This is a genomic window from Mesorhizobium sp. M1182, from assembly GCF_040318335.1.
Classification (GTDB): domain Bacteria; phylum Pseudomonadota; class Alphaproteobacteria; order Rhizobiales; family Rhizobiaceae; genus Mesorhizobium.
The window spans coordinates 101,105-128,037 of sequence record NZ_JAMYMD010000008.1; the positions used below are offsets into that span (position 1 = coordinate 101,105).

The 26,933-nt window shown below is 61.0% G+C and carries 23 protein-coding genes and 1 tRNA gene; 14 read left to right on the forward strand and 10 right to left on the reverse strand.

What is annotated here, in order from left to right:
* Nucleotides 1-106 precede the first annotated feature (106 nt).
* Nucleotides 107-1,495, forward strand: coding sequence for a glutathione-disulfide reductase (gene gor / locus NKH33_RS12480; RefSeq protein WP_352919730.1), 1,389 nt, complete (start codon nt 107-109; stop codon nt 1,493-1,495).
* A gap of 58 nt (nt 1,496-1,553) precedes the next feature.
* Here gor and mgtE read toward each other — a convergent pair whose 3' ends face one another.
* Nucleotides 1,554-2,918 carry a magnesium transporter gene (gene mgtE / locus NKH33_RS12485; RefSeq protein WP_352919733.1) on the reverse strand — a complete coding sequence of 455 codons (1,365 nt, stop codon included), beginning with the start codon at nt 2,916-2,918 and terminating at the stop codon, nt 1,554-1,556.
* 268 nt (nt 2,919-3,186) lie between these two features.
* Nucleotides 3,187-5,076, reverse strand: a complete 1,890-nt coding sequence (locus tag NKH33_RS12490; protein WP_352682747.1) for an ABC transporter ATP-binding protein/permease — start codon at nt 5,074-5,076, stop codon at nt 3,187-3,189.
* A 624-nt stretch (nt 5,077-5,700) separates the two neighbouring features.
* Between NKH33_RS12490 and NKH33_RS12495 the strand changes: the two genes are divergently transcribed.
* Entirely contained in the window at nt 5,701-6,135 is a 435-nt protein-coding gene (locus NKH33_RS12495) for a hypothetical protein (RefSeq protein WP_352613631.1), read from the forward strand.
* A gap of 6 nt (nt 6,136-6,141) precedes the next feature.
* Here NKH33_RS12495 and NKH33_RS12500 read toward each other — a convergent pair whose 3' ends face one another.
* Together NKH33_RS12500 and NKH33_RS12505 are read right to left on the reverse strand one after the other, a co-directional pair.
* Entirely contained in the window at nt 6,142-6,819 is a 678-nt protein-coding gene (locus NKH33_RS12500) for a DsbA family oxidoreductase (RefSeq protein WP_352471875.1), read from the reverse strand.
* Between the two features lie 23 nt (nt 6,820-6,842).
* Nucleotides 6,843-8,663: an extracellular solute-binding protein gene (locus NKH33_RS12505; RefSeq protein ID WP_352919738.1), complete on the reverse strand. Its 1,821-nt coding sequence runs from the start codon at nt 8,661-8,663 to the stop codon at nt 6,843-6,845.
* A 231-nt stretch (nt 8,664-8,894) separates the two neighbouring features.
* Between NKH33_RS12505 and NKH33_RS12510 the strand changes: the two genes are divergently transcribed.
* A complete protein-coding gene (locus tag NKH33_RS12510) occupies nt 8,895-9,524 on the forward strand; it encodes an invasion associated locus B family protein (RefSeq protein ID WP_352873374.1) in 630 nt (209 codons plus the stop codon).
* A 110-nt stretch (nt 9,525-9,634) separates the two neighbouring features.
* Here NKH33_RS12510 and hspQ read toward each other — a convergent pair whose 3' ends face one another.
* Nucleotides 9,635-9,958, reverse strand: coding sequence for a heat shock protein HspQ (hspQ, locus tag NKH33_RS12515; RefSeq protein WP_023675043.1), 324 nt, complete (start codon nt 9,956-9,958; stop codon nt 9,635-9,637).
* 221 nt (nt 9,959-10,179) lie between these two features.
* Nucleotides 10,180-11,388 carry a UbiH/UbiF family hydroxylase gene (locus tag NKH33_RS12520; protein WP_352502442.1) on the reverse strand — a complete coding sequence of 403 codons (1,209 nt, stop codon included), beginning with the start codon at nt 11,386-11,388 and terminating at the stop codon, nt 10,180-10,182.
* 103 nt (nt 11,389-11,491) lie between these two features.
* Between NKH33_RS12520 and NKH33_RS12525 the strand changes: the two genes are divergently transcribed.
* From NKH33_RS12525 to NKH33_RS12560, 8 genes are all read left to right on the forward strand, one after another.
* A complete protein-coding gene (locus NKH33_RS12525; RefSeq protein ID WP_352919741.1) occupies nt 11,492-12,388 on the forward strand; it encodes a DUF2182 domain-containing protein in 897 nt (298 codons plus the stop codon).
* Between the two features lie 14 nt (nt 12,389-12,402).
* A complete protein-coding gene (locus NKH33_RS12530) occupies nt 12,403-13,017 on the forward strand; it encodes a DUF1326 domain-containing protein (protein WP_352471871.1) in 615 nt (204 codons plus the stop codon).
* A gap of 35 nt (nt 13,018-13,052) precedes the next feature.
* Nucleotides 13,053-13,829: a phosphatidylcholine synthase gene (gene pcsA, locus NKH33_RS12535; RefSeq protein ID WP_502896505.1), complete on the forward strand. Its 777-nt coding sequence runs from the start codon at nt 13,053-13,055 to the stop codon at nt 13,827-13,829.
* An 18-nt stretch (nt 13,830-13,847) separates the two neighbouring features.
* Entirely contained in the window at nt 13,848-14,825 is a 978-nt protein-coding gene (locus tag NKH33_RS12540) for a quinone oxidoreductase family protein (protein WP_352919744.1), read from the forward strand.
* A gap of 152 nt (nt 14,826-14,977) precedes the next feature.
* Entirely contained in the window at nt 14,978-16,570 is a 1,593-nt protein-coding gene (locus tag NKH33_RS12545) for an ABC transporter ATP-binding protein (protein WP_502898600.1), read from the forward strand.
* Nucleotides 16,567-17,679, forward strand: coding sequence for an ABC transporter permease (locus tag NKH33_RS12550; RefSeq protein WP_352448966.1), 1,113 nt, complete (start codon nt 16,567-16,569; stop codon nt 17,677-17,679). Before NKH33_RS12545 ends, NKH33_RS12550 begins: the two co-directional genes overlap by 4 nt.
* Complete coding sequence (locus tag NKH33_RS12555) at nt 17,679-18,653, forward strand: ABC transporter permease (RefSeq protein WP_352448916.1); 975 nt, start codon at nt 17,679-17,681, stop codon at nt 18,651-18,653. The genes NKH33_RS12550 and NKH33_RS12555 overlap by 1 nt, the downstream gene beginning before the upstream one ends.
* 47 nt (nt 18,654-18,700) lie before the next feature.
* Nucleotides 18,701-19,768, forward strand: a complete 1,068-nt coding sequence (locus NKH33_RS12560; RefSeq protein WP_352542018.1) for a BMP family ABC transporter substrate-binding protein — start codon at nt 18,701-18,703, stop codon at nt 19,766-19,768.
* A gap of 64 nt (nt 19,769-19,832) precedes the next feature.
* Here the strand turns inward: NKH33_RS12560 and rimO are convergent, their stop codons facing one another.
* From rimO to NKH33_RS12580, 4 genes are all read right to left on the reverse strand, one after another.
* Nucleotides 19,833-21,146 carry a 30S ribosomal protein S12 methylthiotransferase RimO gene (rimO, locus tag NKH33_RS12565; protein ID WP_352448918.1) on the reverse strand — a complete coding sequence of 438 codons (1,314 nt, stop codon included), beginning with the start codon at nt 21,144-21,146 and terminating at the stop codon, nt 19,833-19,835.
* 152 nt (nt 21,147-21,298) lie between these two features.
* On the reverse strand, nt 21,299-21,958 hold the full coding sequence (locus NKH33_RS12570) for a TerC family protein (protein WP_023675054.1): 660 nt from the start codon (nt 21,956-21,958) through the stop codon (nt 21,299-21,301).
* 190 nt (nt 21,959-22,148) lie between these two features.
* Nucleotides 22,149-22,556, reverse strand: coding sequence for a DUF930 domain-containing protein (locus tag NKH33_RS12575; protein WP_352471864.1), 408 nt, complete (start codon nt 22,554-22,556; stop codon nt 22,149-22,151).
* Nucleotides 22,557-22,832: 276 nt separating this feature from the next.
* Nucleotides 22,833-22,922: transfer RNA gene (locus NKH33_RS12580), tRNA-Ser, on the reverse strand.
* Nucleotides 22,923-23,382: 460 nt separating this feature from the next.
* On the opposite strand from NKH33_RS12580, the gene NKH33_RS12585 reads away from it, so the two are divergent.
* From NKH33_RS12585 to NKH33_RS12595, 3 genes are all read left to right on the forward strand, one after another.
* The gene (locus NKH33_RS12585; RefSeq protein ID WP_352919748.1) at nt 23,383-24,114 is read left to right on the forward strand and encodes a hypothetical protein; all 732 of its coding nucleotides are present in this window, start codon (nt 23,383-23,385) and stop codon (nt 24,112-24,114) included.
* 274 nt (nt 24,115-24,388) lie between these two features.
* A complete protein-coding gene (locus NKH33_RS12590) occupies nt 24,389-25,612 on the forward strand; it encodes a septal ring lytic transglycosylase RlpA family protein (protein ID WP_352919751.1) in 1,224 nt (407 codons plus the stop codon).
* A 101-nt stretch (nt 25,613-25,713) separates the two neighbouring features.
* A complete protein-coding gene (locus tag NKH33_RS12595; RefSeq protein WP_352471861.1) occupies nt 25,714-26,874 on the forward strand; it encodes a D-alanyl-D-alanine carboxypeptidase family protein in 1,161 nt (386 codons plus the stop codon).
* Nucleotides 26,875-26,933: the final 59 nt, after the last annotated feature.

Here is a 26,933-nt window from a genome sequence, read left to right on the forward strand (position 1 = left end):
CGAGCCGCCTGACCGCCACTGGACCAAAAGCCCGGCAAATCCGGGCTTTTCTTTTGATAGTCGGCAGCCTACCTGTCTCGGGGTTTGAGGGGCAAGGAGTTCAGCCATGGCCGGTTACGACTACGATCTTTTCGTCATCGGCGGCGGCTCCGGCGGAGTGAGGGCGGCGCGCGTTGCGGCGGCACTCGGCAAGCGGGTCGGCATCGCCGAGGAATACCGCTATGGCGGCACATGCGTGATCCGTGGCTGCGTGCCGAAGAAGCTCTACGTCTACGCCTCGCAATTCCCCGAGCATTTCGCCGATGCCGCCGGCTATGGCTGGACGGTGCCTGAGGCGCGTTTCGACTGGCAGACGCTGGTCGCCAACAAGGACCGCGAAATCAGCCGGCTGGAGGCCATCTACAAGAAGAACGTGCAGGGCGCCGGCGGCGAGGTCTTTCATTCGCGCGCCACCCTGGTCGATCGGCATGTGGTGCATCTTCTTGGTGAGGATCGCACCGTTACCGCCGACCAGATCCTGATCGCTACCGGCGGGCGGCCGGCGCCGCATCCGGCATTGCCCGGCCATGAGTACTGCATCTTTTCCAACGAGGCCTTCGACCTCAAGGAACTGCCGAAGGCAATCATGATCGAGGGCGGCGGCTATATCGCCGTCGAATTCGCCAACATCTTTCACGGCCTCGGCGTCGATACGACGCTGGTCTACCGCGGCAAGGAGATCCTCAGCCGTTTCGACATGGACCTCAGACGCATGCTGCACGAGACGATGGAAAAGAAAGGGATAAAAATCCTCTGCCACGCCGTGTCCGAGTGGGTCAGGAAGCGGCCTGACGGCCGGCTCGACGCGCTTGTCACCGGCGGCACGGTGCTGACGGTCGATCAGGTCATGCTCGCCATCGGCCGCATTCCCAATACCGAGAACATGGGCCTGGAAGGCGTCGGCATCGAGATGACCAAAACCGGGGCAATCCACGTCGACGAATACTCCCGCACCAACATCGACAACATCTGGGCAATCGGTGACGTCACCCATCGCGTGCAATTGACGCCGGTGGCAATCCACGAGGCGATGTGCTTCGTCGAGACCGCCTTCAAGGACAAGCCGACGGCGCCCGACCATGACACGATCGCTACCGCAGTCTTTTCGCAGCCCGAGATCGGTACGGTCGGCCTGTCGGAGGATGAAGCGGCAAAGCGCTTTTCGAATGTTGAAATCTACCGCGCCACCTTCCGGCCGATGCGGCACACACTTTCCGGCCGCGACGAAAAAATGCTGATGAAGCTGGTCGTCGACGGCGCCTCGAAAAAGGTCCTCGGCGCCCACATCCTCGGGCCGGATGCCGGCGAAATGGCGCAGCTTCTCGGCATACCGCTGAAGGCCGGCCTGACCAAGGATGATTTCGATCGCACCATGGCGGTGCATCCGACCGCCGCGGAAGAACTCGTCACCATGTACAAGCCGGCTTACCGGGTGAGAGATGGTGAGCGCGTCTGACGCGACGACAACCCATCGCGGCAACGAAATTGCCGCGATTGGAAGTGCGTGCGTTTTCTTACAGCAACGTTCCGCGCAGGATCACCAGCGCCACAGAAAAATAGATCACCAGCCCGGCGACGTCGACCAGCGTGGCGACGAACGGGGCCGATGCGCTGGCCGGGTCGAAGCCCATGCGCTTCAGGGCGAACGGCAGCATCGATCCAGACAGCGAGCCGAAGGTGACGATGCCAACGAGCGTGGCGCCGATCGTCATTGCGATCAGCGGCCAGTGCGGGCCGTAGTCGTAGAAGCCGAGATACTGCCAGAGCGCGATGCGGCAGACGCCGACCACGCCAAGAATCGAGCCAAGCACCAGGCCGGTGGGCAGCTCGCGCAATGCCACCCGCCACCAGTCGCCAAGGCCGATCTCGCGCAGCGCCAGCGCCCGGATGACGAGCGAGGTCGCCTGCGAGCCGGAATTGCCGCCGGAGCTCATGATCAATGGAATGAACAGGGTCAGCACGATCGCCTTTTCCAACTCGCCCTCGTAGCTCTGCATCGCGTTGGCGGTCAGCATCTCGCTGATAAACAGCGCGCACAGCCAGCCGGCGCGTTTCTGGATCATCGTCAGAAAGCCCATCTTCATATAGGGCTCGTCGAGAGCCTCCATGCCGCCGAAACGATGCACATCCTCGGTCGTTTCCTCGATCATCGTGTCGATAATATCGTCGATGGTAACGATGCCGAGCAGTTTGCCGTTGTCCACGACCGGAACGGCGAGCAGATCATATTTCGAGATCAGCTGAGCAACCTTTTCACTATCGGTCAGCGGTGAAACGGTGATAGGCGCACGATCCGGCGCGATTGCCATGATCAGCTCGTCGGGCCCGCCAGCGATCAGCCGACGCAGGCTGGTCGAGCGCAACAGGACATGCGTTTGCGGATCGACGATGTAGATCGCGTAGACGGTTTCGCGAGTCCGCTCCACCTTGCGGATATAATCCAGCGTGCGGGCCACGCTCCAGTCCGGCGGCACGCTGACATATTCGGTCGTCATGAGCGAGGCGGCGCTGCCTTCGGGATAGCCGAGAATGGCAAGCAGCGTCGCGCGCAGCGGTGGCGCCAGGCCACCAAGCAGTTCGGAACGAGCCGGCTCGTTCAGATCGCGCAGTATGTCGGCGGCGCGATCGACCGACATGGCGGCAAGCAGTCTGCCTGCCTTGATGCGGGGCAGCGCCTCGACCAGTTCGGATGCGCCGTCGAGTTCAGGCTGGTCGAAGATCTCGACCAGCCGCCCGAACGGCACTTCGCAAAGCAGCTCCGATGCCGTCTCGCGGGGCTCCTGGTTCAAGGCCTCGACGATGTCGGCGACGTGTTCGTTGGCAAGTACGCGAGCGATGGCGATGGCATCGCCGCCCGCGACAGGGGAAAACTCGTTCATGGCTCACTCCTTGCCGTCCGGCAGGACGTGAGCCTGTCAGGTCACGTCAAGCGGACGGCGGTTGCGTTCGACTGTGACTGTCTCCAGGCATGGCGCGGTGACCTTTCTGCTCGCGGGTTCGAGTTGAGATTCTGCAAGCCGGCGCAACATAGGAGCGCGCCTTGCCGAGTCAATCGCGAGAGCGGGTTAAAACGGCGGCAAACCGGCGGATCGCGAGACTGTGATCGGGCTACGTGGCAGTGGCTGGATGCCGGCAGTGGTGCCGCGGCTATCTCTGCTTCAGCCGGCGGGGAAAGCGCAGCCACTTGTCCTCGGCCGGCCGTGTCGGCTGCGTGAGGATGGTGGTGAGCTCTACCGGCAAGCTCGGAACCAGCGGCTTCTTGGTAGCGACGCCGTCGGCGATCGCAACCACGCTGTGGTAGAATTCGGTGCCCGCGAGCGATCTCGGCGGCGTCGCCTCATGCATGATCGAGATCACGGTTGCATCAGGGCAATTGTCCTTGATCGCCTGGTGGAAGGCGATCCGTCCATCGGGGTCGAGCGCGCCGGTGGCTTCATCGAGGAACAGCAATCCCGGCTGCTGCAGCACGATGCGGGCGACAACCAGCTTCTGTTTCTGCCCACCCGAGAGAACCTGATCCCAGATCTTTCCTTCACGGCTCTCATCGGCCAAATGCTCGATGAAATCGCCGAGGCCGGCCTTGTGCAGGGCGGATGCGACCTGCATGTCGGCGTAATCATGCTCGGAACCAGGCAGGCAGACCAGTTGCTTCAACGAAACCTGCTGCAGCTTCACCTCCTGGGCGGCGTAGAAACTCCTGACCCCTTCCGGGAAGACGATGGTGCCGCGGCCATAAGGCCACAGGCCGTTGATCGCCTTGACGAGCGAGGTCTTGCCGCAACCGGATTCGCCCTTGAGGAAAGTCCACTCGCCACGCCGGAAGCGCAAGTTCGCGGCACTCAGGAAGGGCGTTGCGTCCTCGCCCTGATGCGCCAGTTCGAGCTTCTGGATGGTCAGTCCGAAAACCGGGTTCTGGTGGTCGTAGCGGAAGTCGGACCGGCCGGTCTGCTGATAGAATTCCTGTGGCTGCTGCACGTTCTCGATTGCCTGCGCCAATTCGATGACGCGCTGGCTGTTGGCGCGCAAGGTGGCGATGTCCGGCATCACATGGATGAACCACGAACAGTTGCTGATCAGCTTATCGACCTGGCCGGAAGCTGTCAGATAACCCTTGAGGTCGAGGCCGTTGTGGATGAAGGGCACGAGCCCTGGCCCGAAAGCGACAATCTTGGCACCGATGAAATTATAGATCAGCTCGAACGAGGCGTAGCCAGTATTGACGATGTTCAGTCTGGCCCAGGTACGGTCAATGTCGGCATAACGCTGGCTGTTTACAGTCTTCTGCACATTCTCGCCCTGCGATGCGGCGACATGAAAACTGCGGCGCAGGAATGTGATCAACTCGCTGCGGTAACTGCCTTCGGCCTGCTGCATTCTGACGTTTAGCCACTCCAGCATTCGGCCGAGTTTCAATGCGATCCAAGTGTTGAACGGCACATACACAGCGATTGCCAGGAGAGCAAGGACGGCGCTGCCGTAGCTGCCGAGAAACTCCAGGCCCTTCACCTCGACAGAGTTTTTCAGCAATTCGCCACCGAGAAAGTAGAACGAAGCGAAGACGCTTAGCACACCCGAAGCAAGCCCGATGGCTCCGCCAGTCATGGCCTTGATGGATTCCTGCACGCGCTGGTCGATATTGTCGGGAGCTGCATTCCCGGAAGAGCCATGCTGGGCATGGAAATGCGTATGGTTAGAGTCGAGCAGGGCCTCGTTGAATCGGCTGTCCAGCCAGCCACGCCATTTGCGATGCAATGTCTTGGAAACCAGGTTGTGAATGCCGGCAATAACCAAGTCCTTGAGCAGGACCAGCAGCACCAGCCAACCGGCGTTGGTCAGTATTGTCTTGAGTGGCGTCGTGTTCGCGGCATCGTGGAAAAAAGCGATCGAAGTCGCCAGCTCAGCCCCAGCTACCGTAAACCAGACGTCGGCTTTGCTGGACAGCGCGATGATCAGCGCGATCACCAGCGTCAGCGTCCAGGCTTCCCTCCAGCGGTCCGAGAACCAGTAGACCCGCATCAGCCCCCAGAAGCTGCGCATCGACGATACGGGCGTCAGGGGCGACTGCCTTGCGGCACCGCGGAGCCATTTTTCCGATATTGAATGTCGCGTTGGTCTATCGACCCGAATCACTATCCCGCCCAAACGATTTTTCTTTTGTTACGGACAGTAACACCAATTGATCATTTTCCATTAGCTTTTCACCAGTCGCAGGTGGCTTAGCTTGCCGGCCGTTGCAGTGGAGCAACAGAATGAATGATCACGGCGCTGTGCCGTCACGTTTCGAGGGGCGGAATACCAACGCAATTTCAAATAGTTACTTGCCTGCGCCCGAGCAAGTAGAGATCTTCCCCAAGGGAAGGTCTTCACACAGCTTTGTGAACATAGAAGCGCCTTCCAGCGGCCGATCTTCACAGCCTGAACCGCCTTCACGGCCAGTCCGGCCTCGTCGGCGGCCAGAACGTGACGTATGATTCGTGGTTGAAGCCGCCTTGTCAGGACCCGTAGTCGGCCAAGCAATGACTTTGCCGACACAGTCCGGGATGAAGATCTATCAATTGGCCCGTGCCTTTTTAAGAGCGCGCACAAACCGCGTTTGACAAACACGCGCTTCGGATTGAACCTGCCGGACGCATCCAGGTTTGAACCGGGGGGAAGTTCGCCATGCTTGCACGGACATTTTTTGTCGCGACGCTCGCAACATTTTTCTGGCTGCCGCAAACATATGCCGGCAGCCAGACCGTTCCCGCAAATGCCGAGGGACAGATCGAGTTCAACACGCCGTCCGGCAATATCGGCTGCATCTACACGCCGAACGGCGGCACCAGCACCTACGAGCCACAGGATGGCGGACCGGAACTGAGTTGTTCGCGCGTCGAGCCCAGCTACGTCACGATCATCCTCGGCCCGAAAGGCCCGGCGACGCTGATCAAGAATCCGGGCGAGCAAGGCTGCTGCGGCGGCGTCACCAGGCTGGCCTACGGCAACAGCTGGAGCAAGGGGCCATTTTCCTGCCAGTCATCCACCAAGGGATTGACCTGCACCGGCAAGCATGGCCATGGCTTTTTCGTCAGCAAGGCCAAGGTGACCGTGAAATAGTCCGACTCAGTTCGCTGTTTCCAGTTCGCCGCGTGCCTTGGCCGCGGCGACCTGGCGGAGTGCATCGGCGAGCGTATCGGCGTCCTGGGCACCCATCACCGCATATTTGCCTTCAAGCAGAAAGCACGGCACACCCGATATGCCCATGCGCGAAGCGGTGGCGATTTCGGTGCGCACGGCCTCTACATCGGCGTCGGTCGGCAGAAGCGTTTCGACCACGGACGCATCCATGCCGGCCTCGCGGGCGGCTTCGATCAGCACGGCATGATCGCCGAGATTGGCGCCTTCCTCGAAATTCAGCTGGAACAGCCGGCGCACCAGCCGGTTCTGAATGGCCTCGCCGGCCGTGCCGGCCCAGCGAATGAGACGGTGCGCATCCAGCGTATTGGGCGCGACCTTGATGGCGTCGAATGCGAAGGAGATGCCTTCAGCCTCGCCCAGCGGTTCGATCCGGGCATGGATTTCGCGGATGCGTTGCTCGCTGCCGAATTTCGCCACCATATAGTCGCGGCGGTTCTTGCCTTCGGGCGGGATTGTTGGGTCGAGTTGGAAGGGCCGCCAGCGTATGTGAACGTCGATATCGACGGCGGCAATCGCCTTGTCGAGCCGTTTCTGGCCGATAAAGCACCAGGGACACACGACGTCGGAGACCACATCGACGGTAATCGAGCTCTCGTCGTTCATCTTGATCTCCTGTTGTGAAGAGGTCACCTCGGTTTGCGCCACCAGGTCGGCAACTGATAACCGTATATGGGCGTCTTTTGCGGATGTTCCAGATAGTTCCAATAAGCGAGCCATTGCTGGTTGTTGTGCTGCGTCGGCACCATGTAATTGCCGGAGATCAGCAGCCGGTCGAGAACGCGGACGGCCGCTACATAGTCCTCCTTCGAACGAGCTCTCAGCATCGCCTCGATCGCCGCATCCACTGCGGGGTCGGCGACACCCGCCAGGTTGAACGAGCCTTCGGCCTTGGCGGCAGCGGATCCCCAGCGCCCGGTTTGCTCGATACCGGGCGACAGCGAGTTGTTGAAACCGGTCGAGCCGACCAGCACCTCGAAATCGAAACGCTGCTTGCGCGACTGGATCTGATCACCGTCGAGGCTGCGGATGCCGACATCGATGCCGAGCTTCTCAAGGGTGCGCTGATAGATAGCGGCAAGTCGCTCTTCGTCCTGCGAGGCGGTCAGGATCTCGAAACCGAACGGCTTTCCCTCGGGATCGAGCATCGCGCCGTCCTGCACCGTATAGCCCGCGCTCTTCAGCAGCTCGAATGCCGCCTTCAGCACCTTGCGGTCCTGGCCGGAGCCGTCGGTAGCGGGCGGCCTGTAGGTGCCGTCCATGACATCTGCGGGCACTCGGCCGGGGTAGGGGGCCAGCAGGGCCTTTTCCTTTTCGCTGGCCGGGTGGCCGAGCGCGGACAGCTCGGAATTCTGCCAAAAGCTCATCGTGCGCGTGTATTTGCCGCCGAACAGATTCTTGTTGGCCCATTCGAAATCGTAGAGCATGCCGAGCGCGCGCCGCACGACCGGATTGGAAAATTTCGGCAGCCGCGTGTTGAACAGGAAACCGTTGACCACCGGCGGAATGCCGGTATCGAAAGTTTCGGCGATGACCTCGCCCCTGTGGAAGGCCGGAAAATCGAGATCGCGCTCGCGTTTGACCGGGTCGCTGTCGTCGTCAATGGCGCAGATGCCTTTCTTGAACGCTTCCTGCTTGGCGTTGGCGTTGAGGAAATATTCGATGGTGATCTGGTCGTAATTGTCGAAGCCGCGCTTGGACGGCACGTCCTTGCCCCAATAGTCCGGATTGCGCTTGAACACGATGCGCTGACCGGGCACGACTTGCGCCACCGTGTAAGGCCCGCTGCCGATCACCGGCTTTAGCGTCGTCCTGTCGAAGGTGTCCTTGTTGAAGGCGTGTTTCGGGATGATCGGCGTCAGCGCAATGATCAAAGGAAATTCGCGGTCGGCCTTGTCGTTGAAGGTGAAGCGCACACTGCGGTCGCCGGTCTTTTCGAGCTTGGCAATCGCTTTCATTCGCTGGCTGTAAGGTGGCCGGCCCTTCTCGGTGAAGACGTCATAGGTAAACAACACGTCTTCCGGCGTCACCGGCTCGCCGTCCGACCATTTGGCGTTGGGATCGAGGTGGAATTCGATGCTCTTGCGCTCGGGATCCATGTCGGCGGTATCGGCGAGCAGGCCGTAGAGACTGAAGGCCTCGTCGTAGTTGCGCTGCATCAACGGCTCGAAGACAAGATTGCCAAAGGCTTGATCCATCATGCCGCGCGCGGTGGTGCGCAGGCTTCTCAGGATGAACGGATTGAGATTGTCGAAGCGGCCGACGACGCAATAGGTAATGCTGCCGCCTTTCGGCGCGTCGGGATTGACGTAATTGAAATGATCATAGTCGGCCGGCAGCGCCGGCTCGCCCTGCATGGCAAGCGCGTGCTTCGGTTCCGACAGAGCCGGCTGCAGGGAAAGGCCGACAAACAAGATTGCGGCGATCAGCCAAACGACAACGCGGCCCATGACCGTCTCCTTCCCGATTCGATGCGCAGCATACATGAGCCGGTCGTGCACCGGCCAACCCCTTGAGCCTATCCCTTGGCCAAGATTCGCGAGACCCGGGCTGGATTCGGCACCGCTTGCAGTGTAACACGCCGTCCGAAGTCATTCTGTTGCCTCATTTCGGCAACAGGTAGCTGGACCACACGGCATGAAACAAGCCGGTTCCGGGATCATTTGAGAGGAATGCACGACATGACGAGCCTGAACAGCAACGCGCACCGCCTGTCGGTCATGGCCGCTGGCGTGGTCGGCATTCTGGGCGCCGGGATTCCCGCTGCTTCCGCGCAGCAGCAACAGCAGATTCCGCAAGGCTGGTTCAAGGCCTGCACCAAGCAGGAAGACGTCGACATCTGCAATGTCCAGAACATCACCACCGCTGGCAACGGCCAGCTCATCACCGGCGTCAGCCTGATCGAATTGAAGGGCAAGGTGAACCGCAAGGTGTTCCAGGTGACGGTTCCGACCGGCCGTCTCGTTCCTCCCGGCATCGGCCTCCAGATCGACGGCGGCAAGGCGCAGAAGCTCGACTATGTGATTTGTTTTCCGGATCGCTGCGTGGCGGAAGTGCCGCTGAGCGATCAGCTTGTCGCATCCTTCAAAAAGGGATCGGCGCTGACGCTCACCTCGGTCAATTTCCAGAACCAGCCGAACCCGATCAAGATTGCGCTGACCGGCTTCAGCGGCGCCTTCGACGGCCCGCCGCTGCAGCAGTCGGACATCGAGGACCGGCAGAAGAAGCTCCAGGAGTTCGTCGCCAAGAACAATCAGGACTTTGCCAAGAAGCTCAAGGAAGAGCAGGAAAAGGCGAAGGCCGCCAACTGATCGACGGGTTTCGGACGAATAAAAAAGCGGGTTCATGCCCCGCTTTTTTCGTTTGGACCGGCTGTTTGTCGGGTCCAGCCATGTCTCAGGCCAGCCAGATTCCGACTAAGTCAATGTCTCAATTGGTGCTTCGGCTCGTAGCGCCCGTCCGGCTTCTTGTCGAACATTTCACCAATCTGCGGATGCCGGACCGGTTCGCCCGACCGGTCCTCGAGTAAATTCTGCTCGGACACATAGGCGATGTATTCCGTTTCGGAATTCTCGGCGAGCAGATGATAGAAAGGCTGGTCCTTGCGCGGCCGCACGTCAGCGGGGATCGCCTCGTACCATTCGTCAGTATTGGCGAATTGCGGATCGACGTCGAAAATGACGCCGCGGAACGGAAACAGCCGGTGCCGAACCACCTGTCCGATCGAGAATTTGGCTGTCTTCATCGCACTCACCACTTGAACTTCTTGAACGCCACGCATCCTGGAACACGCAAGGAACGCTCCAGGACTTTAGATTCTTACGCACCGGTCCGGCAAAGATTGGCCCAGACCTTAAGGTCGACATCGTCATTATTTGGCGCAGACGCCGCGTCAATTCAATCCCGATCCCCTTGATGCCGGGTTGAGCATCGCGAGATGCGGATCAAGGGCGGTGGCCAAGATCGCTATCGCTCAGCCGGTTTTCGCAATCCGCCAAAAAACGCCGCAAAACCGCTGCCGGGTCGAAGACCCTCGCGCATGAAAAACGCCCGTAACGGCGCAAACCGCTCAAGCGCGCCAAGGCCAGCGCTGCGCACCATCTGAGCCGGCAGCATGTCGGAAAGCAACGACATGTTGAGCAGGTTGACCGCGCTGCTGCGCGCCAGAATGTCCGGCCGCCGCTTGAAATCATAGGCTGCAAGCGCCTTGGGGGCGCCCGGGTCCGAGCGGTTTCTGCTTGCGGCACCAATCAGGTCGTCGATGTCCCGGATGCCGAGATTGAGGCCTTGCGCGCCAATTGGGGGAAACACGTGGGCGGCTTCACCGACAAGTGCCACGCGGCGATGCGCAAACCGCCACGGGCTCACCGCTGAAAGTGGGTAGACCTGCCGGCCGGGCTCAACCGACACGCGGCCCAACATCGATTGCATTCGCTGTTCGACCCGCGTCGAAAGCTCAGCGTCGTCGAGTGCTGCAAGGTCCTTGGCGATATCGGGTTCGAGCACCCAGACAAGGCTGGACCGGTTGCCGGGCAGGGGAACCTGTGTGAACGGACCGGTCTCGGTGTGGAATTCGGTCGAGGTGAAGGCATGGTCGCTGCGGTGACCGAAATTGAGCACCAACGCCGCCTGCGGATAGGATCGGATCGAGGTGCGGATGCCGGCTGCCTCGCGGGCCGGCGACTGACGGCCATCGGCGGCAACTGCCAACGATGCCTCAACCTCGCTGCCGTCGGCGAGAACGGCATGGGCATGGTCGGCATCGAGGCGCCATGCCTCCACCATCGACTTTCGCCATTCGATGCCCGAATGCGCGACAGCCTCGGCTAGCATGCGGTTGAGAACGCTGTTGGGCAAGTTCAGCCCGAATTGCTCTTCGTTGATCTCGCTGGCGCGAAAGGTCACTGTCGGGCTGCGGATCAGCCGGTTGGTTGCGTCAACGATACGCATCACCTTGAGCGGCGCTGCGTGCGGCCTGATTCCGTCGAAGATCCCTAGCCGTTCGAACATCTTCAGGGCAGGGTTCATCAAGGCTGTCGTCCGGCCGTCGGGGCCGGCGGCGTCGGGTCCGACGAGCGTCACGGGAAAGCCCGCCTCGGCAAAGCCAAGCGCCGCGATCAGCCCCGCAGGGCCGCTGCCGGCGACCAGTATCCGTGCTGTTTCCCGATGGTTCAAATTCGGCTTCCGGATTGCGAGGTGAGGCCCGTCCGGCCTGCTGGTCCATATAGATCAGGTGATGCGGCTTGATCAACGCGGCGATTCGGCCCATTCGGTTGCCATGACTGGCCAACAAGACGATTTCAGCCACCTCGACGGCACCGGCCGCGCGATTGCGAGCGTTGCGCGCAGCCCTCGACTGACGGTGAGCGTCGTTGCCGGCATGGGCATCGCCCTTGCCTGGCTCCTTCTCGGCGCAATGGCAGTTCGGGGGGCGGTGAGCCGGCTCCCGGGCGCCGATGTACCCGGCGACGCCGTGCTGGAATACCTGCCGCAACTGCCGCTGCCGGATTTCCTTGCGCGTTTCTTCGCCCTTTGCCTGGCGCCGGCGCCGCTTCGCGCAAGCGTAGGCGCGCAAGGCGGGGCACTCACCGCGATGTGGCTGTTGATGGCCATCGCGACCATGCTGCCCTCCGCGGCGCCGATGATCCGCACTTATTGCGAGATCGCAGATACCGCCCGGATCAAGGGGGAACCCGTTGCCCATCCGCTGATCCTTGTCGCTGGATATTTGAGCGTCTGGCTTGCCGCCTCGGCAATATTCGCTGCCCTGACGCTCGCAGTCCATGCATTCGTGTCATCCGGGCAGATGCTCGATCCGCTGCTTGGAATTGCCGGAGCAGCCGCACTGTCGATCGCTGGTCTCTATCAGTTCAGCTGGCTGAAGGAAGCCTGTCTGGTGAAGTGCAGAAATCCGTTCTCGGTCCTGTTCGCCAACTGGAGCGCCAGGCCCATTCGCATTTTCCGGCTCGGTATAGAGCAGGGCCTGTGGTGCCTTGGATGCTGCTGGGCGCTGATGCTGGTAATGTTTGCCGTCGGTGTGATGAACGTGTTCTGGATGGCGCTGGTCGGCTTGTTCAGCCTGGTCGAAAAACAGACGGCAGGCAATCTGCCGACGCGGTTGGGCGGTGCGATACTGCTTGTCTGGGCAGCCGCGCTACTAGTAGTCTCGGCATGAGGGGGGAGAATTCGATGACAGATCAAAACTGGGCAATGAAGGGAGAGCTCATCCTTTCCTGCAATTGCACGGTTTTTTGCCCTTGCGTTCTGTCGCTCGGCAATCATCCGCCTACGGAAGGCTATTGCCAAACCTGGGCGGGGTTCCGGATCGATGCCGGCCATTTCGGCGAGGTCGACCTGTCCGGCCTCAATCTTGGGCTGGTCATGGAAATCCCCGGTTATATGAGCCGCGGCAACTGGACGGCGGGCCTGTTCATCGACAAGCGCGCCTCGGTTTACGCTGTGAAGGGACTGACGAAGATATTCACCGGCAAGGCCGGTGGAACCACATCGCTGCTCTCCATCCTGGTCGGACAGTTCCTCGGTGCCGAGCAGGTGCCGATCACCTACGAGACGCGTGAGAAAACACGCATCTTTCAGATACCGAAGATCATCGATGGTGCGGTGACGCCAATTACCGGCAAGGATCGCGACAAGGATACGGTCATCAGCAATTCGGAATACTGGATTGCGCCGGAAATCATCGTCGCCAAATCCGACAAGAGCAAAATGCGGGCCTTTGGCCGCAACTGGAACTTTGCTGGCCGTTCGGCCGAAATCTGCAAGCTGGACTGGCGGGGCCCGTGAGCAAGAAGACGACGGCCAGGAAAATCGCCGACCGGATTCCGCGGCCGAAGAAGAAAGTCACATGGCCTCAGGCGCGGGCGTTCTCGGTCCATCTCTTGACCGCGTCGGGCTCATTCCTGGCGTTTCTGTCGCTGGTGGCAGCAAGCGAGCAGCGCTGGACGGCGATGTTCTGGTGGCTGGGGCTGGCGCTTTTCGTCGACGGCATCGACGGGCCGATCGCCAGGAAGCTCGATGTCAAGGAAATCCTGCCGACTTGGTCGGGCGAACTGCTCGACAACATCATCGATTACGTGACCTACGTGTTGATTCCGGCCTTCGCGCTCTATCAGCGCGGTTTCATGGGCGAGCGCCTGTCGTTCCTGTCGGCGGCGATCATCGTGGTGTCGAGCGCAATCTACTATGCCGATACCGGCATGAAGACGAAGGAGAATTTCTTCAAGGGCTTTCCGGTCGTCTGGAACATGGTGGTGTTCACGCTGTTCGTCATCGAGCCCGGACAATGGGTTTCTTTCGCCGTGGTCGTGGTGGCCGGCATTCTCACCTTCGTGCCGATCAATTTCATCCATCCGGTGCGGGTGAAGCGGCTGCGGCCAATCAATCTCGGCATGACGCTGCTTTGGTGCGCTTTCGGCGCGCTGGCGCTGGCGCAGGCCGCACTTGCCTCCTTCTACGACCAGATCGGCGTGCTGGGCGAGCAGGTCAGCGATTTCATCAAGTTCGGGATTACGTTCACCGGGCTTTACCTCGCCTGCATCGGCGCTATCATGCAGTTCTTCCCAAATCTCGGCGCCAAGCCGGATAAGAAAGCCTGATCCCAAGAGAGCCAGAAGATGTCCAAAGCGATCCGCATCCATGCCCATGGCGGCCCGGAGGTCCTGACCTATGAGGATGCCGATCCCGGGCAGCCGGGCTCGGGACAGATCCTGGTCAAGCATACCGCGATCGGTCTCAATTTCATCGACGTCTATTATCGCTCTGGCCTTTATCCGCCGCAGGGCGGATTTCCGCTGATCCCTGGCGGCGAGGCGGCCGGCGTGGTCTTGGATGTCGGCTCGGATGTCGACTGGCTCAAACCCGGCGATCGCATCGCCTACGCCGTGACGACCGGCGCCTATGCCGGGCAGCGCGTGATCGCCGCCGACCGCGTGGTGAAGGTGCCGGACGGCATCAGTGACGAACAGGCCGCAGCCATGATGCTAAAGGGCATGACCGCCGAATATCTGTTGCGCCGTACATTCAAGGTGAAAGCCGGCGACACGATCCTGTTTCATGCGGCGGCGGGCGGTGTCGGGCTGATCCTCGGCCAATGGGCCAAGCATCTTGGCGCGACAGTGATCGGCACGGCGAGTTCCACCGACAAGATCGAGCTCGCCAAGGCGCATGGCTTCGACCACGTGATCAACTATCGCGAACAGGATTTCGTGGCCGGCGTTGCCGCTATCACCGGTGGCAAGAAATGCGACGTTGTCTACGATTCAGTCGGCAACGACACATTTCCAGCCTCGCTCGATTGCCTGCGGCCGCTCGGCACTTTCGTCAGCTTCGGTCAATCGTCTGGGCCGATCCCGCCCTTCAGCATCTCGTTGCTGGCGCAGAAGGGCTCGCTGTTCGCAACGCGGCCGACACTGTTCGTCTATAATGCCAAGCGCGAAGACCTCGAAGCTTCCGCCGCCGCCTTGTTCGGTGTGGTGCTCAGCGGCGCCGTCAAGATCAAGATCAACCAGCGTTACGCGCTCAGCGAGGCCGGCAAAGCGCATTCCGATCTCGAAGAGCGCCGGACCACCGGGACAACAATACTTATCCCTTAGGCGCCCGCAGTTTCGGGCCGCCGACGCCGCCGTTCTTGCGAACTGCTCTTTACCGCTTGAGTTTCCGCTGAAATTCTTGAAGCTCTTTCAAGTCGTGAGGCGCTTACCGTAGAGAGCAGCCCGCGCATACGATGCTTGCGGGAACACAGAACATGTCTGGCAAACCAGATGGAGGCACCGTGAGTGCAGATCAGGACGGCGCAAACCTGCTTGAGGTTCGCGGCCTCACAAAGATATTCGGCACGTTGACGGCGTGCGACCATGTCGATCTCAACATCGCCAAGGGCGAGATCCATGCGTTGCTTGGCGAGAACGGCGCCGGCAAGTCGACCCTGGTGAAAATGCTGTTTGGATCGCTGGAACCGAATTCCGGCGAGATTTTCTGGAATGGTCAGGCGGTCAGGATCACCAGCCCCGGCACCGCAAAAAAGCTCGGCATCGGCATGGTTTTCCAGCATTTTTCCCTGTTCGAAGCGCTGACGGCGGCGGAGAACATCGCGCTGTCGCTGGATGACGGCTCGCCGATCAGCACGATCGCGGCCAAGGCGAGGGCGCTCTCCTACAGTTACGGCCTGCCTCTCGATCCGCTATCGCTGGTCGGTGATCTGTCGGTCGGCGAGCGTCAGCGTATCGAAATCATCCGCTGCCTGCTGCAGACGCCGCAACTCATCATCCTCGACGAACCAACTTCGGTGCTGACGCCGCAGGAGGCCGATAAGTTGTTCGAGACGCTCGAACGGCTGCGTTCGGAAGGAAAGTCCATCCTCTACATTTCGCACCGGCTGGAAGAGGTCAAACGGATCTGCGACCGCGCCACCGTGCTGCGTCACGGCAAGGTGGTCGGCCATTGCAATCCGCGCCAGGAAACCGCGTCTTCGTTGGCGCGGATGATGGTCGGCAACGAAGTGCTGGCCGTGGTGCGGGCGCCGGCCGAGGGTATCGAGACCGCGCCGGTGCTGCTTCAAATCCGCGAACTCACCCGCAAGCCAGCGACCCCGTTCTCGATCCCGCTCAGGAACATCAATCTCGAGGTCCGCGCCGGCGAGGTGATCGGCATTGCCGGTGTGGCCGGCAACGGCCAGGGCGAATTCTTCGAATCCGTTTCCGGCGAGGTGCTGCAGCCGGATGCCGGCTCGGTCCGCATCCGCGGCAAGGATGCCGGCGGTCTCACCATCACCGGCAGGCGTCTGATGGGCGCTGCCTTCGTCCCGGAAGAGCGGCTCGGCCATGGCGCAGCACCGCGCATGAAGCTTTCGGAGAACCTGCTTCTGTCGCGCCACGCCACCGATGGCAAGATGTTTGTCGGCGCCGGTGGAATGGTCAAGGGCGATGCGATCCATACCGCTGCCCAGCGCATCATAAAGGCAATGGACGTGCGCAAGAGCGCGCCGGATCCGGAGGCTGCGGCTCTTTCGGGCGGCAATCTGCAGAAATTCATCGTTGGCCGCGAACTCGACCGCCGGCCCAGCGTCTTGGTGGTCAATCAGCCGACCTGGGGGGTCGACGCGGGTGCGGCGGCCCACATCCGCCAGGCCCTGATCGAACTGGCGCGCAGCGGCTCGGCGGTGCTGGTGATCAGCCAGGACCTCGACGAGCTGTTCGAGATTTCCGATGCGATCACGGTCATGCACAATGGCGAACTGTCGAAGCCGCTGCCGATAGCTGAAGCGACATTCGAGAAAATCGGGCTGCTGATGGGCGGCGCCGAACCCGGTCATGCCGAACATAAGCTGGAGACGGCCTGATGCGCCTCGAACTTGTAAAACGCCCGCAGCGCTCGATGCTGTTTTCGGCACTCTCGCCTTTCATCGCTTTCGTTTTGACGATCATTGCCGGTGCCATCATGTTCGCGCTGCTCGGCGTCAACCCGTTGACCGCGTTCCGCATCTACTTCATCGAACCGATCAGCCAGGTCTGGCAATTGCATGAGCTGGCGATCAAGGCCGCCCCCCTGATCCTGATCGCGGTCGGACTGTCAGTCTGCTACAAGGCCAACATCTGGAACATCGGCGCCGAAGGCCAGTTCATCCTGGGCGGCATTGTCGGCTCGATCATCCCCGTGCTGTTTCCGCAGTTCGAAGGCCCATTGGTGCTGCCGCTGATGCTTCTGCTCGGCATGGTCGGTGGGGCCGCCTATGCTGCAATCCCGGCACTGCTGAAGACGCGCTTCAACACCAACGAGATCCTGACCAGCCTGATGCTGGTCTATGTCGCCCAGCTCTTCCTCGATTGGCTCGTACGCGGGCCGTGGCGCGATCCGCAGGGTCATGGTTTCCCGCAGACCATCCAGTTCAACGATTCGGCGATACTGCCGGAACTCCTCCCGGAATCCGGCCGGGCAAACTGGGGATTTGTCTTCGCGCTGATCGCGGCGATACTGATCTGGATCCTGATGAGTCGTATGCTGAAAGGCTTCGAGGTCCGCGTGCTCGGCTCAAGCCCGAGGGCAGGGCGCTTCGCCGGGTTTGGCCTTAACCGCATGGTCTTCTTCGCCTTCCTGCTGTCGGGCGCACTGGCCGGACTTGCAGGGATTTCGGAGGTCTCGGGAGCCATCGGACAATTGCAGCCGGTGATCTCGCCCGGCTACGGATTTACCGCTATCATCGTGGCATTTCTCGGCCGGCTCAATCCGCTCGGCATCGTCGCCGCAGGCCTTGTGCTGGCGCTGACCTATCTGGGCGGCGAGGCAGTGCAAAGCGCGCTCGGCATCTCCGACAAGGTGGCGCGCGTGTTCCAGGGCATGCTTTTGTTCTTCGTGCTCGGCTGCGACACGCTCATCCATTACCGCATTCGCCTGACCGGCTTTTCCGCGCCGAAGCTTGAGGCAGGGCCGAAGCTGGAGGAAGCCCGCTGATGGACATCACCGTCAACATCCTCTTGACCATCGCTACGGCGGCGACGCCGCTGCTGATCGCGGCGATCGGCGAACTAGTGGTCGAACGTTCGGGTGTGCTCAATCTCGGCGTCGAAGGAATGATGATCATGGGTGCCGTCGGTGGTTTCGGCGCCGGCTATCTCACCGGCTCGCCTTGGATAGGGCTATTGGCGGCAATCACCATGGGAGCAGTGTTCTCGCTGCTGTTCGCCGTCATGACGCTGTCGCTGGCCACCAATCAGGTGGCCACCGGCCTGTCGCTGACACTGCTCGGCCTCGGCCTTTCCGGCATGATGGGAACGAATTTTGTCGGCCAGCCCGGCGAAAGGCTGCCAAACCTCGATATTCCCGGCCTGACCGCAATCCCGGTCGTTGGCAGGCTGCTGTTCGGCCAGGATCCAATCTTCTACATCTCGATCGCGCTGACCGCCGCCGTCATGTGGTTCCTGTTCAAGACCCGCACCGGGCTCACGCTGCGCTCGATCGGCGACAGCCATGCATCCGCCCATGCGCTTGGCATCCATGTCATCCGCTACCGCTATCTCTCAGTGATTTTCGGCGGCGCTTGTGCCGGCCTCGCCGGCGGTCACCTATCGCTGGTCTACACACCGCAATGGGTGGAGAACATGACCGCCGGCCGCGGCTGGATCGCGCTGGCTCTGGTCGTCTTCGCCTCCTGGCGGCCATGGCGGGTGCTGGCCGGCGCCTATATTTTCGGCGCGATCTGGGTTGGCCAGCTTCACGTCCAAGCCATAAATCTGCAGGACTTCGTCGATGCGCCCTGGTTGCTCTACAAGTTAATTGCGTTCTTAAAATCGTTTCCCTCGCAACTGCTTTCTTCGCTGCCCTATCTGGCAACCGTCGTGGTTCTCGTTCTAATCTCGCGCAACAAGCGTTTGACGATGATGAACACGCCGGCCTCCTTGGGCCAGCCATTCGTTCCGGATCGTTGACAACAAAAAGACGGAAGCTCCAAGGCTTAACTCAGAGAGGTAACACAATGAAAAAACTGCTTATTGCCCTGATGGCGGCGACGGCCGCATTGTCGCTGGCGGCATCAGCCGAGGCGGCGGACAAGCTGAAGGCGTGCTGGGTCTACACCGGCCCGATCGGCGATTTCGGCTACTCCTACCAGCACGACCAAGGCCGCCTCGAGGTGGAAAAGGCACTCGGCGACAAAGTCGAGACCGCCTATCTCGAAAACGTCTCCGAAGGCCCCGATGCCGACCGCGCCTTCGAGCGCCTGGCGCGCGAGGGATGCAAGATCATTTTCGGCACGTCCTTCGGCTTCATGGACCCGGAAGTGAAGATCGCCAAGAAATTCCCCAAGGTGATGTTCGAGCACGCCACCGGCTACAAGACGGCCGAAAATCTCGGCATCTACAATGCGCGTTTCTACGAAGGCCGCTACGTGCTTGGCCAGATCGCCGCCAAGCAATCGAAGTCGGGCGTCGCCGGCTACATCGTTTCCTTCCCGATCCCGGAAGTGGTGATGGGCATAAATTCCTTTATGCTCGGCGCACAGTCGATCAACCCGAACTTCAAGGCGAAGATCGTGTGGGTGAACTCCTGGTTCGATCCGGGCAAGGAGGCCGATGCTGCCAAGGCATTGTTCGACCAGGGCGCCGATATCGTCGTCCAGCACACCGACTCGACCGCTGCCTTGCAGGTGGCGGAGGAGCGCAAGCTGCACGGCTTCGGGCAGTCCTCCGACATGATCAAGTTCGCGCCGCACGCGCAGCTGACCGCGCTGACCGACGAGTGGGGTCCCTACTACATCAGCCGGGTCCAGGCGGCGCTCGACGGCACCTGGAAGCCAGACAATGTCTGGCTCGGCATTAAGGACGGCGCCGTCAAGCTGGCGCCGTTCACCAACATGCCCGACGACGTCAAGGCGATGGCCGAAGCCACCACCAAGAAGATCGCCGACGGCTGGAACCCCTTCACCGGGCCGATCGCCAAGCAGGACGGCACACCTTGGCTGAAGGAGGGCGAGGTCGCCGACGACGCCACGTTGCTCGGCATGAATTTCTACGTGAAGGGCGTCGACGACAAGCTGCCGCAGTAGGCGGTCGGAAACATATCGAGCGAAAGGGCGCCACGTGGCGCCCTTTTTCATTTTGGACGGAATATCAGACTGCTGAGCCGTAAAGGTCGTAAGCGTCGGCGCGCTCGATCTTGACCGTGACGATGTCGCCGGCGCGCAGTGGCCGCCGCGACTGGATATGGACCGAGCCGTCGATTTCGGGCGCGTCGTATTTGGTCCGGCCCTTGGCCGAATTGCCATGCGCCTCGTCGATCAGGACCGGCAGGCGCTTGCCAATTTTCTTGGTTAGCTGCGTTGCCGAAATCTTCTGTTGGCGCTGCATGAAGCGGTGCCAGCGGGCTTCCTTGATCTCCTGCGGCACTTGCTCGAGGCCGAGCTCGTTGGAGCGGGCGCCTCTGACCGGCTCGTATTTGAAACAGCCGGCGCGGTCGATCTTGGCCTCGTCCAGCCAGTCGAGCAGCATCTCGAAATCGTCGTCCGTCTCGCCGGGGAAGCCGACGATGAAGGTGGAGCGGATGGCAAGGTCCGGGCAGACGTCGCGCCAGCCGCGAATGCGCTCGAGCGTCTTTTCGCCATGAGCGGGCCGGCGCATGTTCTTCAGCACCTGCGGCGAGGCGTGCTGGAATGGGATATCGAGATAGGGAAGAATCTTGCCCTCGGCCATCAGTGGAATGACGTCCGCGACATGCGGGTAGGGATAGACATAGTGCATGCGCACCCAGACACCGAGCTTACCCAGTTCTTCCGATAGATCGAGGAATTTCGCCCGCACTTCGCGATCGCCGAACATGCTGGTCTGGTATTTGATGTCGATGCCGTAGGCGCTGGTATCCTGCGAGATGACGAGGATCTCCTTGACCCCGGCCTTGGCCAGCTTCTCGGCTTCGCGCAACACGTCGGCGGCCGGCCGCGATACCAGGTCGCCACGCAGCGCCGGGATGATGCAGAAGGTGCAGCGGTTGTTGCAGCCTTCCGAAATCTTGAGATACGCATAGTGGCGCGGCGTGAGCTTGACCCCTTGCGGCGGCAAAAGGTCGATGTGGGGATCATGGCTCGGGGGGGCAGCCTCATGCACCGCCGCCATCACGCTTTCATAAGCTTGTGGTCCGGTGATGGCGAGGACGTTCGGATGTCTTTCACGGATGACGTCCGGCTCGGCGCCGAGGCAGCCGGTGACGATAACTTTGCCATTCTCCGAAAGTGCGGAGCCGATGGCGTTGAGCGATTCGTCGCGAGCCGAATCGAGGAAGCCACAGGTGTTGACGACGACCAGGTCGGCGCCGTCGTGCTTGCGGGCGATCTCGTAGCCTTCGGCGCGCAGGCGGGTGATAATGCGCTCGGAATCCACAAGGGCTTTCGGGCATCCAAGGCTGACGAAACTGACGCGAGGGGCGGACATCTAAGCTTTTCCGGATTTTCAGGATTGGCGGCGCAGTATCACACTTGTCGCGGCATTGGTATGGGCAGCGGCTGCGGCGAAACGCAACCGCCAGCGTCGCCGAAGGCTCGCCGAAGCTGAAAGGCCGGCCGATGAGAATTCGAGTCGGCGTGTCAGCTCACCGCACTGCTGACATGCGGCAAGACTTCCACCGCGCCCCGGTAGATCATATCGAGTGCGACATAAAAGATGATCAAAAGGCCGATATAGGCGATCCAGCGATGGCGGTGCAGCAGCTTGGCGATGAAGCTCGCGGCAAGGCCCATCAGCGCGATCGACAGGACGAGGCCTATCACCAGCACCTGGAAGTGATCGCGCGCCGCGCCGGCGACCGCCAGTACGTTGTCGAGCGACATCGACACGTCGGCGATGACGATCTGCAATGCCGCCTGACCCAAGGTCTTCTTGCGCGCCTTGCCGGCCACCATATCATCGCTGTTGATATCGGAATTGGACAGCGCTTCGGTCGCCTCCACCTCGTCGGCATACGACGTGCGCAGCTCGCGATACATTTTCCAGCACACCCACAGCAGCAAGATGCCGCCGGCCAGCAGCAGGCCGACAATCTGTAACAGGGTGACGGTGATCGCAGCAAAACCGATACGCAGCACCGTCGCCGCCACCACGCCGATGAGAATCGCTCTCTTGCGCTGCTCGACCGGCAAGCCCGCCGCGGCCAAGCCGATGACGATGGCGTTATCGCCTGCAAGCACGAGGTCGATGGCGATGACCTGGAGCAGGGCAGAGAAGCCCGCGGCAGTGAAAATTTCCATCGACTGGAAGTCCCTTGCTGGTTGGCCGACCGTTCGCGTCGAATGCCTGGAGGGCCTAACGTGTATGGTTCCTGCGCGTCAAGGGACTGGTTGGAACAAGGTCGGCAAACCGCCCGTTATTGCGGCAATATACAGAGTTTGCGACGATCGGCCCGAACACCGACAAAATGCGGCCACAGGTCGTGAATGCCTAGTTATAGAGATTGTATTTGGGCCAGTCGCTTTCCGGAATTTCATCACCGATCCGGTAGCGGAGCTGCAGGACTTCCATATGGTCCGGCGCTGTTTCGCATTTGAATTTCAGCCGGTACCACTGTCCCTTGCTGCGAAACGCAGCACCCGGGCTCTTGATCGCATCGGCGCCCATTTCGGGCGTCGCAAAAGCGTAGGCGACGACACGATCGGCTTTGTATTTGTGGTCGTCGCGGGTAATCCGGTCGAGAATTTCGGCGTCGCATCGCTGCTCCAGCCGGGTTTGCGGGTCGAGTTTCAGCAGGCCGGCGCGCAATGCGCTGTCCATCGCGCTGGCCGGCCAAGCCAGTATCATCCATGCGAGGACCGCAGAAAATAGTTTATTCATAGGCGGGAGAAGCACCATATTCGCGCGGAGAAAGCAACCCGACGAAGCGCGGCTGCGCGGCGGGCGACAGTCTTCGCTTTGTGGCAGGTTGTTGATTACGCAATGGTGTCACCGGTACTTTGGTATCGTTGCCACGATCAGCACCTGTCGCATCTCAGCGACGCGAGAGGTGGTGCGCTGCATGGGGCAGAGCGGCGGTTCTCCCCGAAGCGGGCCGGCCTGTTAAACCCAGGCAGTCAAAGAATCCGACGAGCGGAAAACTCGACATCATGCCTGCAGGATTGAAGACGGATATGGCGGAGGGAGTGGGATTCGAACCCACGGTGGGCTTGCACCCACGCCGGTTTTCAAGACCGGTGCCTTAAACCGCTCGGCCATCCCTCCAAGGTGATTTTTCAATCACTTAGGATATCGCGAGAGGAGCGGGTTCGAGCTGTCGGTACCGGATTGGCACCAGGACGTTCCCCGACCGGTTCGCGCTCCATTCCTGTAAAGCCGCATTCAACGCCAAGTCAACCGTGGCGGCCGCACCTTTCGGCGCGATCCAGGGCGGTGAGCAGCGTCATGGCGAGCTGTGTTTGTGCTGAGTGTGGAAAATCGTTTTTAAAACCCGCACGGACTATTAATCGTTGAGCGCTGATATGTGGAGCGCATTAGGCACATGTAAGTAAATCGTATTCTGGAGTTGATTTTGGCCGTACTTGGCGCTCTCCCGCCCGGTCTTCGCTGTAGACCAATCCGCGAAACCGACTGGGAGGGAGTGGTTGATTGCCTGTGCAGGGGCTTTCCGGCGCGTAACCGGAGTTACTGGATACACGCTCTGACCCGCTTGTCGCAGCGGCCTGTGGTTGCCGAGTTCCCACAATATGGCTTTGCTTTGGAGCATGCCGGTCGGATCGTCGGCGTTGTGCTCACCCTTTATGCTCGCTATCAGGGGTCGGAGAGCGAGGAAATTCGCTGCAATCTTTCAAGCTGGTCAGTCGATGCAGATTTCCGTCCCTATGGCGCCATGTTGGTTGCGGCGGTTCTCAAGCGGAAGGACGTGACCTACACGAACATTTCGCCTGCACAAGCGACATTGAAAGCCAACCGGGCGCTCGGCTTTCGGCTCTTCTCCAGCGGACAATTTACCTTCTTGCCGGCTTTGAGTTCGGCGCAGCGGTCATGTCGCGTGGTCGAAGTGCGTCCCGATCTTCCGGAATTGGCGATGCTGCCCGAGAGTGAGAGATACATACTCTCGGAACACGCCGCGCTGGGCTGCCTGTCGTTGATCTGCATTTGCGACGGAGCAGCGTTCCCCCTGGTATTGATGCCGCGCCGAATGTTGCACGGTGTTATCCAGTGCCATCAGGTCATCTATTGCCGCTCGCTTGCGGATTTGAGCCGCTGCGCCGGCGCGATGGGGCGCTTTCTCTTGCGACGCGGAATCCTGGTTTGCTTTGTCGACGCCAAGGAGCCGATTCCAGGTTTGGTGGGATGGTACCGCCCCAACAAGGGGCTGAAATACTTCAAAGGTCCCAGACCACCCGCACCTGGAGATCTGACGTTCACCGAACTTGTGATCTTCGGTCCCTGAATCTGCGCTCGCAGATACGCCAAGCCAGGGGCAAAGTGCGCCACCAACGAGCGTTTCTGATCGATAAGCGATGATTTTCATGCCGATCAGCGAGGCGGTCCATGCCACAATCTCGCCCGGTTCCGACCACAATCGGTTAATACGGTGATAAACAATTCCTGCGCACAAAAAGGATTGGGGTAGGGCGTCGCCGGCGTTTCTGGAGTGGGTGCTTTGGCATCGCTGACGTTCATGCTGCGGTGCCTTCGTCGATGCTATAGGGGACAATCAAAATATGCAGACCACGGCGCGCCCGCGTCTTCGTCGCGCTTCCGCTTTCGCGCTGTTTGCCTTGTCGGCAGCCTTTCTTGCAGCATGTGCCGGGCCGCAGCAAAGGGCGATGGTCAACAAGAAACCTCGCTCCAAGGAATATTTTTCCGAAGCCGAATACGGCGTGAAAGCCAGCCCGCGCGTCATGTTCAAGACGTCTCGCGGACGCGACCAGCTCGGCAAGCCCTATCAGGTGCGCGGCAAGTGGTATTATCCGAAGGAAGACAAGCGTTACGCCAAGGTTGGCCTCGCATCCTGGTACGGTGAGGCCTTCCACGGCCGGTTGACGGCCAACGGCGAAGTCTACGACATGGCAGATCTGACGGCGGCGCATCCGACCATGCCGCTGCCGAGCTATGCGCGGGTCACCAACATGAAGACCGGCAGCTCGGTGATCGTGCGCGTCAACGACCGCGGGCCCTATCATGATGGACGCATCATCGATGTGTCGAAGCGCGCTGCTGAAATGCTCGATTATGCTAATGTCGGTACGGCCGAGGTGAAGGTCGAATATGTCGGCCGTGCGCCGCTCGAAGGCAATGACGGGCAGTATCTGGTGGCTTCGTATCGTCCAGGCAACAGGGCGCCGGATCCGTCGGACGGTCTGCCCAGCGGCGTCATGGTCGCGATGAATGGGCCGTCGCCAAGCCTGCCGGTGAGCGCTGCTGCCGTGCCGTTCCCCGGTCAGCTGACGAATTCCGGGCAGGGATCCGATGCACGGCCTGTCATGGCGGTGCAAGCATCTGCTTCGGGAGACATTGTACTGCCCGATTTCGGCCCGATCGTGCCGGAGCGTCCGGAGATCAACCTGCCGGCGCAATCGCCGTTCACCATGGCGTCGCTGTCTTACGTCGACGAGCGCGTGCAGCGCGCCTCTAACGCGTTTGCCGGGCTGGATCGCACCGGCATGTCGTCCGCCGAGCTTCTTCAACCGTGGAAGCGGCAAGCCCCTCCAGCCGGGTCGCCCACCGCCTATGTCGCGGCGGGTTCATTCGAGAATGCCGCCGAAGCGGAGCGTGTGGCGGCCCAGCTTTCCAGCTTCGGCAAGACCGAAATCCAGCGCTCGGAACTTGAAGGCAAGGACTGGTACTCGGTCAACCTCTTTGCCGACGGTCGTGGCAGCCTGGACGAGATGCTGCAGGCAGCGTGGTCGCATGGTGCGCCGGATGCGCTTGCTGTACGCAACTGAGCTTGGGGCTGCCTGGTTTTTTCGCGCGCGATTGATCCGCCAGGCAAAAGCCTGATAGCTTCTGCCAACTTGCAAAAGCGCCGGCTCATTGGTCGAACCTGATGAAATCTTTTCACCCTTTCACCGGGCTTGTGGCGCTCGGCCTGCTGCTGCTCTCGCTTGCGCAGGCCTCAGCTCAGCTTTTCGAGACCAAGGCCGCCCAGGCCTTCATGATCGATGCCGAAACCGGAACCGTGCTGTTTTCCAAGGACGCCGACAGGTTGATCCCGCCGGCCTCGCTGGCCAAGCTGATGACGATGGAAGTGGCTTTCGACGCCATCAAATCAGGGCGCATGACGCTCGATGACACCTTCGTGGTGAGCGAGAACGCCTGGCGCAAAGGCGGCGCTCCTTCGGGGACATCGACCATGTTCGCCAAGCTCAAGTCGACGATCCGGCTGGAAGACCTGATCCAGGGCGTGACCGTGCAGGCGGCCAATGACGGCTGTATCGTCATCGCTGAAGGGATGGCCGGGTCCGAAGCAAACTTCGCGGCGCAGATGACCGGGCGTGCCCGCCAGATCGGCTTGCAGAAATCGACTTTCGTCAATTCCACCGGTCTGCCGGCCGATGGGCAGCAAACGAGCGTTCGCGAACTCGCGCTTCTGGCGCTGCATATCTGGCGCAACTACCCGGATCTCTACCGCTATTACGGCCAGAAGGATTTTACCTGGAACAAGATTTCCCAGAGGAACCGCAATCCGCTACTGGCCATGGACATAGGCGCCGACGGGCTCGCGGTCGGTGCCAGCGAGCAATCCGGGTTCGGCATTGTCGGCTCGGTCAGCCACAACGGCACAAGGGTGATCGCGGCGATGAGCGGTCTGGCAAACGACCGTGAGCGGGCTGAGGAAGCGCGAAAGCTGCTCGACTGGGGCGTTCGCTCCTTCGAGAAGACTGAAGTATTCGCCAAGGACGAAGTGGTTGGCGAAGCCCAGGTCTTTGGCGGTGCCAAGTCCGGTGTCGCGTTAAAGGCAAAAGGACCGGTGCAGATCTTCCTGCCGATCACCAACCGCGACAAGCTCACCGCCAGGATCGTCTATGACGGACCGGTGGCAGCGCCGGTGGAGGAGGGGCAGCCGGTGGGTACGCTGCGCGTCTGGATCGGCGATACGCTGAGCCAGGAGACGCCGCTGTTTGCCGCCGAGTCGATCGGTGTCGGTTCGCTTCCGCAGCGCGCGCTCGACGCCGCCAAGGAACTGGCCGTCGGCTGGCTGCGTTAGCACCGTCGCGGTGGACCTTTTTTTCCGCCGGGACTATACGGTCCCCGAAGTATGGACAA

What these genes read in the sequence shown, in the direction of transcription:
- gor (WP_352919730.1), top strand. Translation starts at nt 107, where the DNA reads ATGGCCGGTTACGACTACGATCTTTTCGTCATCGGCGGCGGCTCCGGC.
- mgtE (WP_352919733.1), bottom strand. Translation starts at nt 2,918, where the DNA reads ATGAACGAGTTTTCCCCTGTCGCGGGCGGCGATGCCATCGCCATCGCT.
- NKH33_RS12490 (WP_352682747.1), bottom strand. Translation starts at nt 5,076, where the DNA reads ATGCGCAGCTTCTGGGGGCTGATGCGGGTCTACTGGTTCTCGGACCGC.
- NKH33_RS12495 (WP_352613631.1), top strand. Translation starts at nt 5,701, where the DNA reads ATGCTTGCACGGACATTTTTTGTCGCGACGCTCGCAACATTTTTCTGG.
- NKH33_RS12500 (WP_352471875.1), bottom strand. Translation starts at nt 6,819, where the DNA reads ATGAACGACGAGAGCTCGATTACCGTCGATGTGGTCTCCGACGTCGTG.
- NKH33_RS12505 (WP_352919738.1), bottom strand. Translation starts at nt 8,663, where the DNA reads ATGGGCCGCGTTGTCGTTTGGCTGATCGCCGCAATCTTGTTTGTCGGC.
- NKH33_RS12510 (WP_352873374.1), top strand. Translation starts at nt 8,895, where the DNA reads ATGACGAGCCTGAACAGCAACGCGCACCGCCTGTCGGTCATGGCCGCT.
- hspQ (WP_023675043.1), bottom strand. Translation starts at nt 9,958, where the DNA reads ATGAAGACAGCCAAATTCTCGATCGGACAGGTGGTTCGGCACCGGCTG.
- NKH33_RS12525 (WP_352919741.1), top strand. Translation starts at nt 11,492, where the DNA reads ATGACTGGCCAACAAGACGATTTCAGCCACCTCGACGGCACCGGCCGC.
- NKH33_RS12530 (WP_352471871.1), top strand. Translation starts at nt 12,403, where the DNA reads ATGACAGATCAAAACTGGGCAATGAAGGGAGAGCTCATCCTTTCCTGC.
- NKH33_RS12540 (WP_352919744.1), top strand. Translation starts at nt 13,848, where the DNA reads ATGTCCAAAGCGATCCGCATCCATGCCCATGGCGGCCCGGAGGTCCTG.
- NKH33_RS12545 (WP_502898600.1), top strand. Translation starts at nt 14,978, where the DNA reads ATGTCTGGCAAACCAGATGGAGGCACCGTGAGTGCAGATCAGGACGGC.
- NKH33_RS12555 (WP_352448916.1), top strand. Translation starts at nt 17,679, where the DNA reads ATGGACATCACCGTCAACATCCTCTTGACCATCGCTACGGCGGCGACG.
- NKH33_RS12560 (WP_352542018.1), top strand. Translation starts at nt 18,701, where the DNA reads ATGAAAAAACTGCTTATTGCCCTGATGGCGGCGACGGCCGCATTGTCG.
- rimO (WP_352448918.1), bottom strand. Translation starts at nt 21,146, where the DNA reads ATGTCCGCCCCTCGCGTCAGTTTCGTCAGCCTTGGATGCCCGAAAGCC.
- NKH33_RS12570 (WP_023675054.1), bottom strand. Translation starts at nt 21,958, where the DNA reads ATGGAAATTTTCACTGCCGCGGGCTTCTCTGCCCTGCTCCAGGTCATC.
- NKH33_RS12575 (WP_352471864.1), bottom strand. Translation starts at nt 22,556, where the DNA reads ATGGTGCTTCTCCCGCCTATGAATAAACTATTTTCTGCGGTCCTCGCA.
- NKH33_RS12590 (WP_352919751.1), top strand. Translation starts at nt 24,389, where the DNA reads ATGCAGACCACGGCGCGCCCGCGTCTTCGTCGCGCTTCCGCTTTCGCG.
- NKH33_RS12595 (WP_352471861.1), top strand. Translation starts at nt 25,714, where the DNA reads ATGAAATCTTTTCACCCTTTCACCGGGCTTGTGGCGCTCGGCCTGCTG.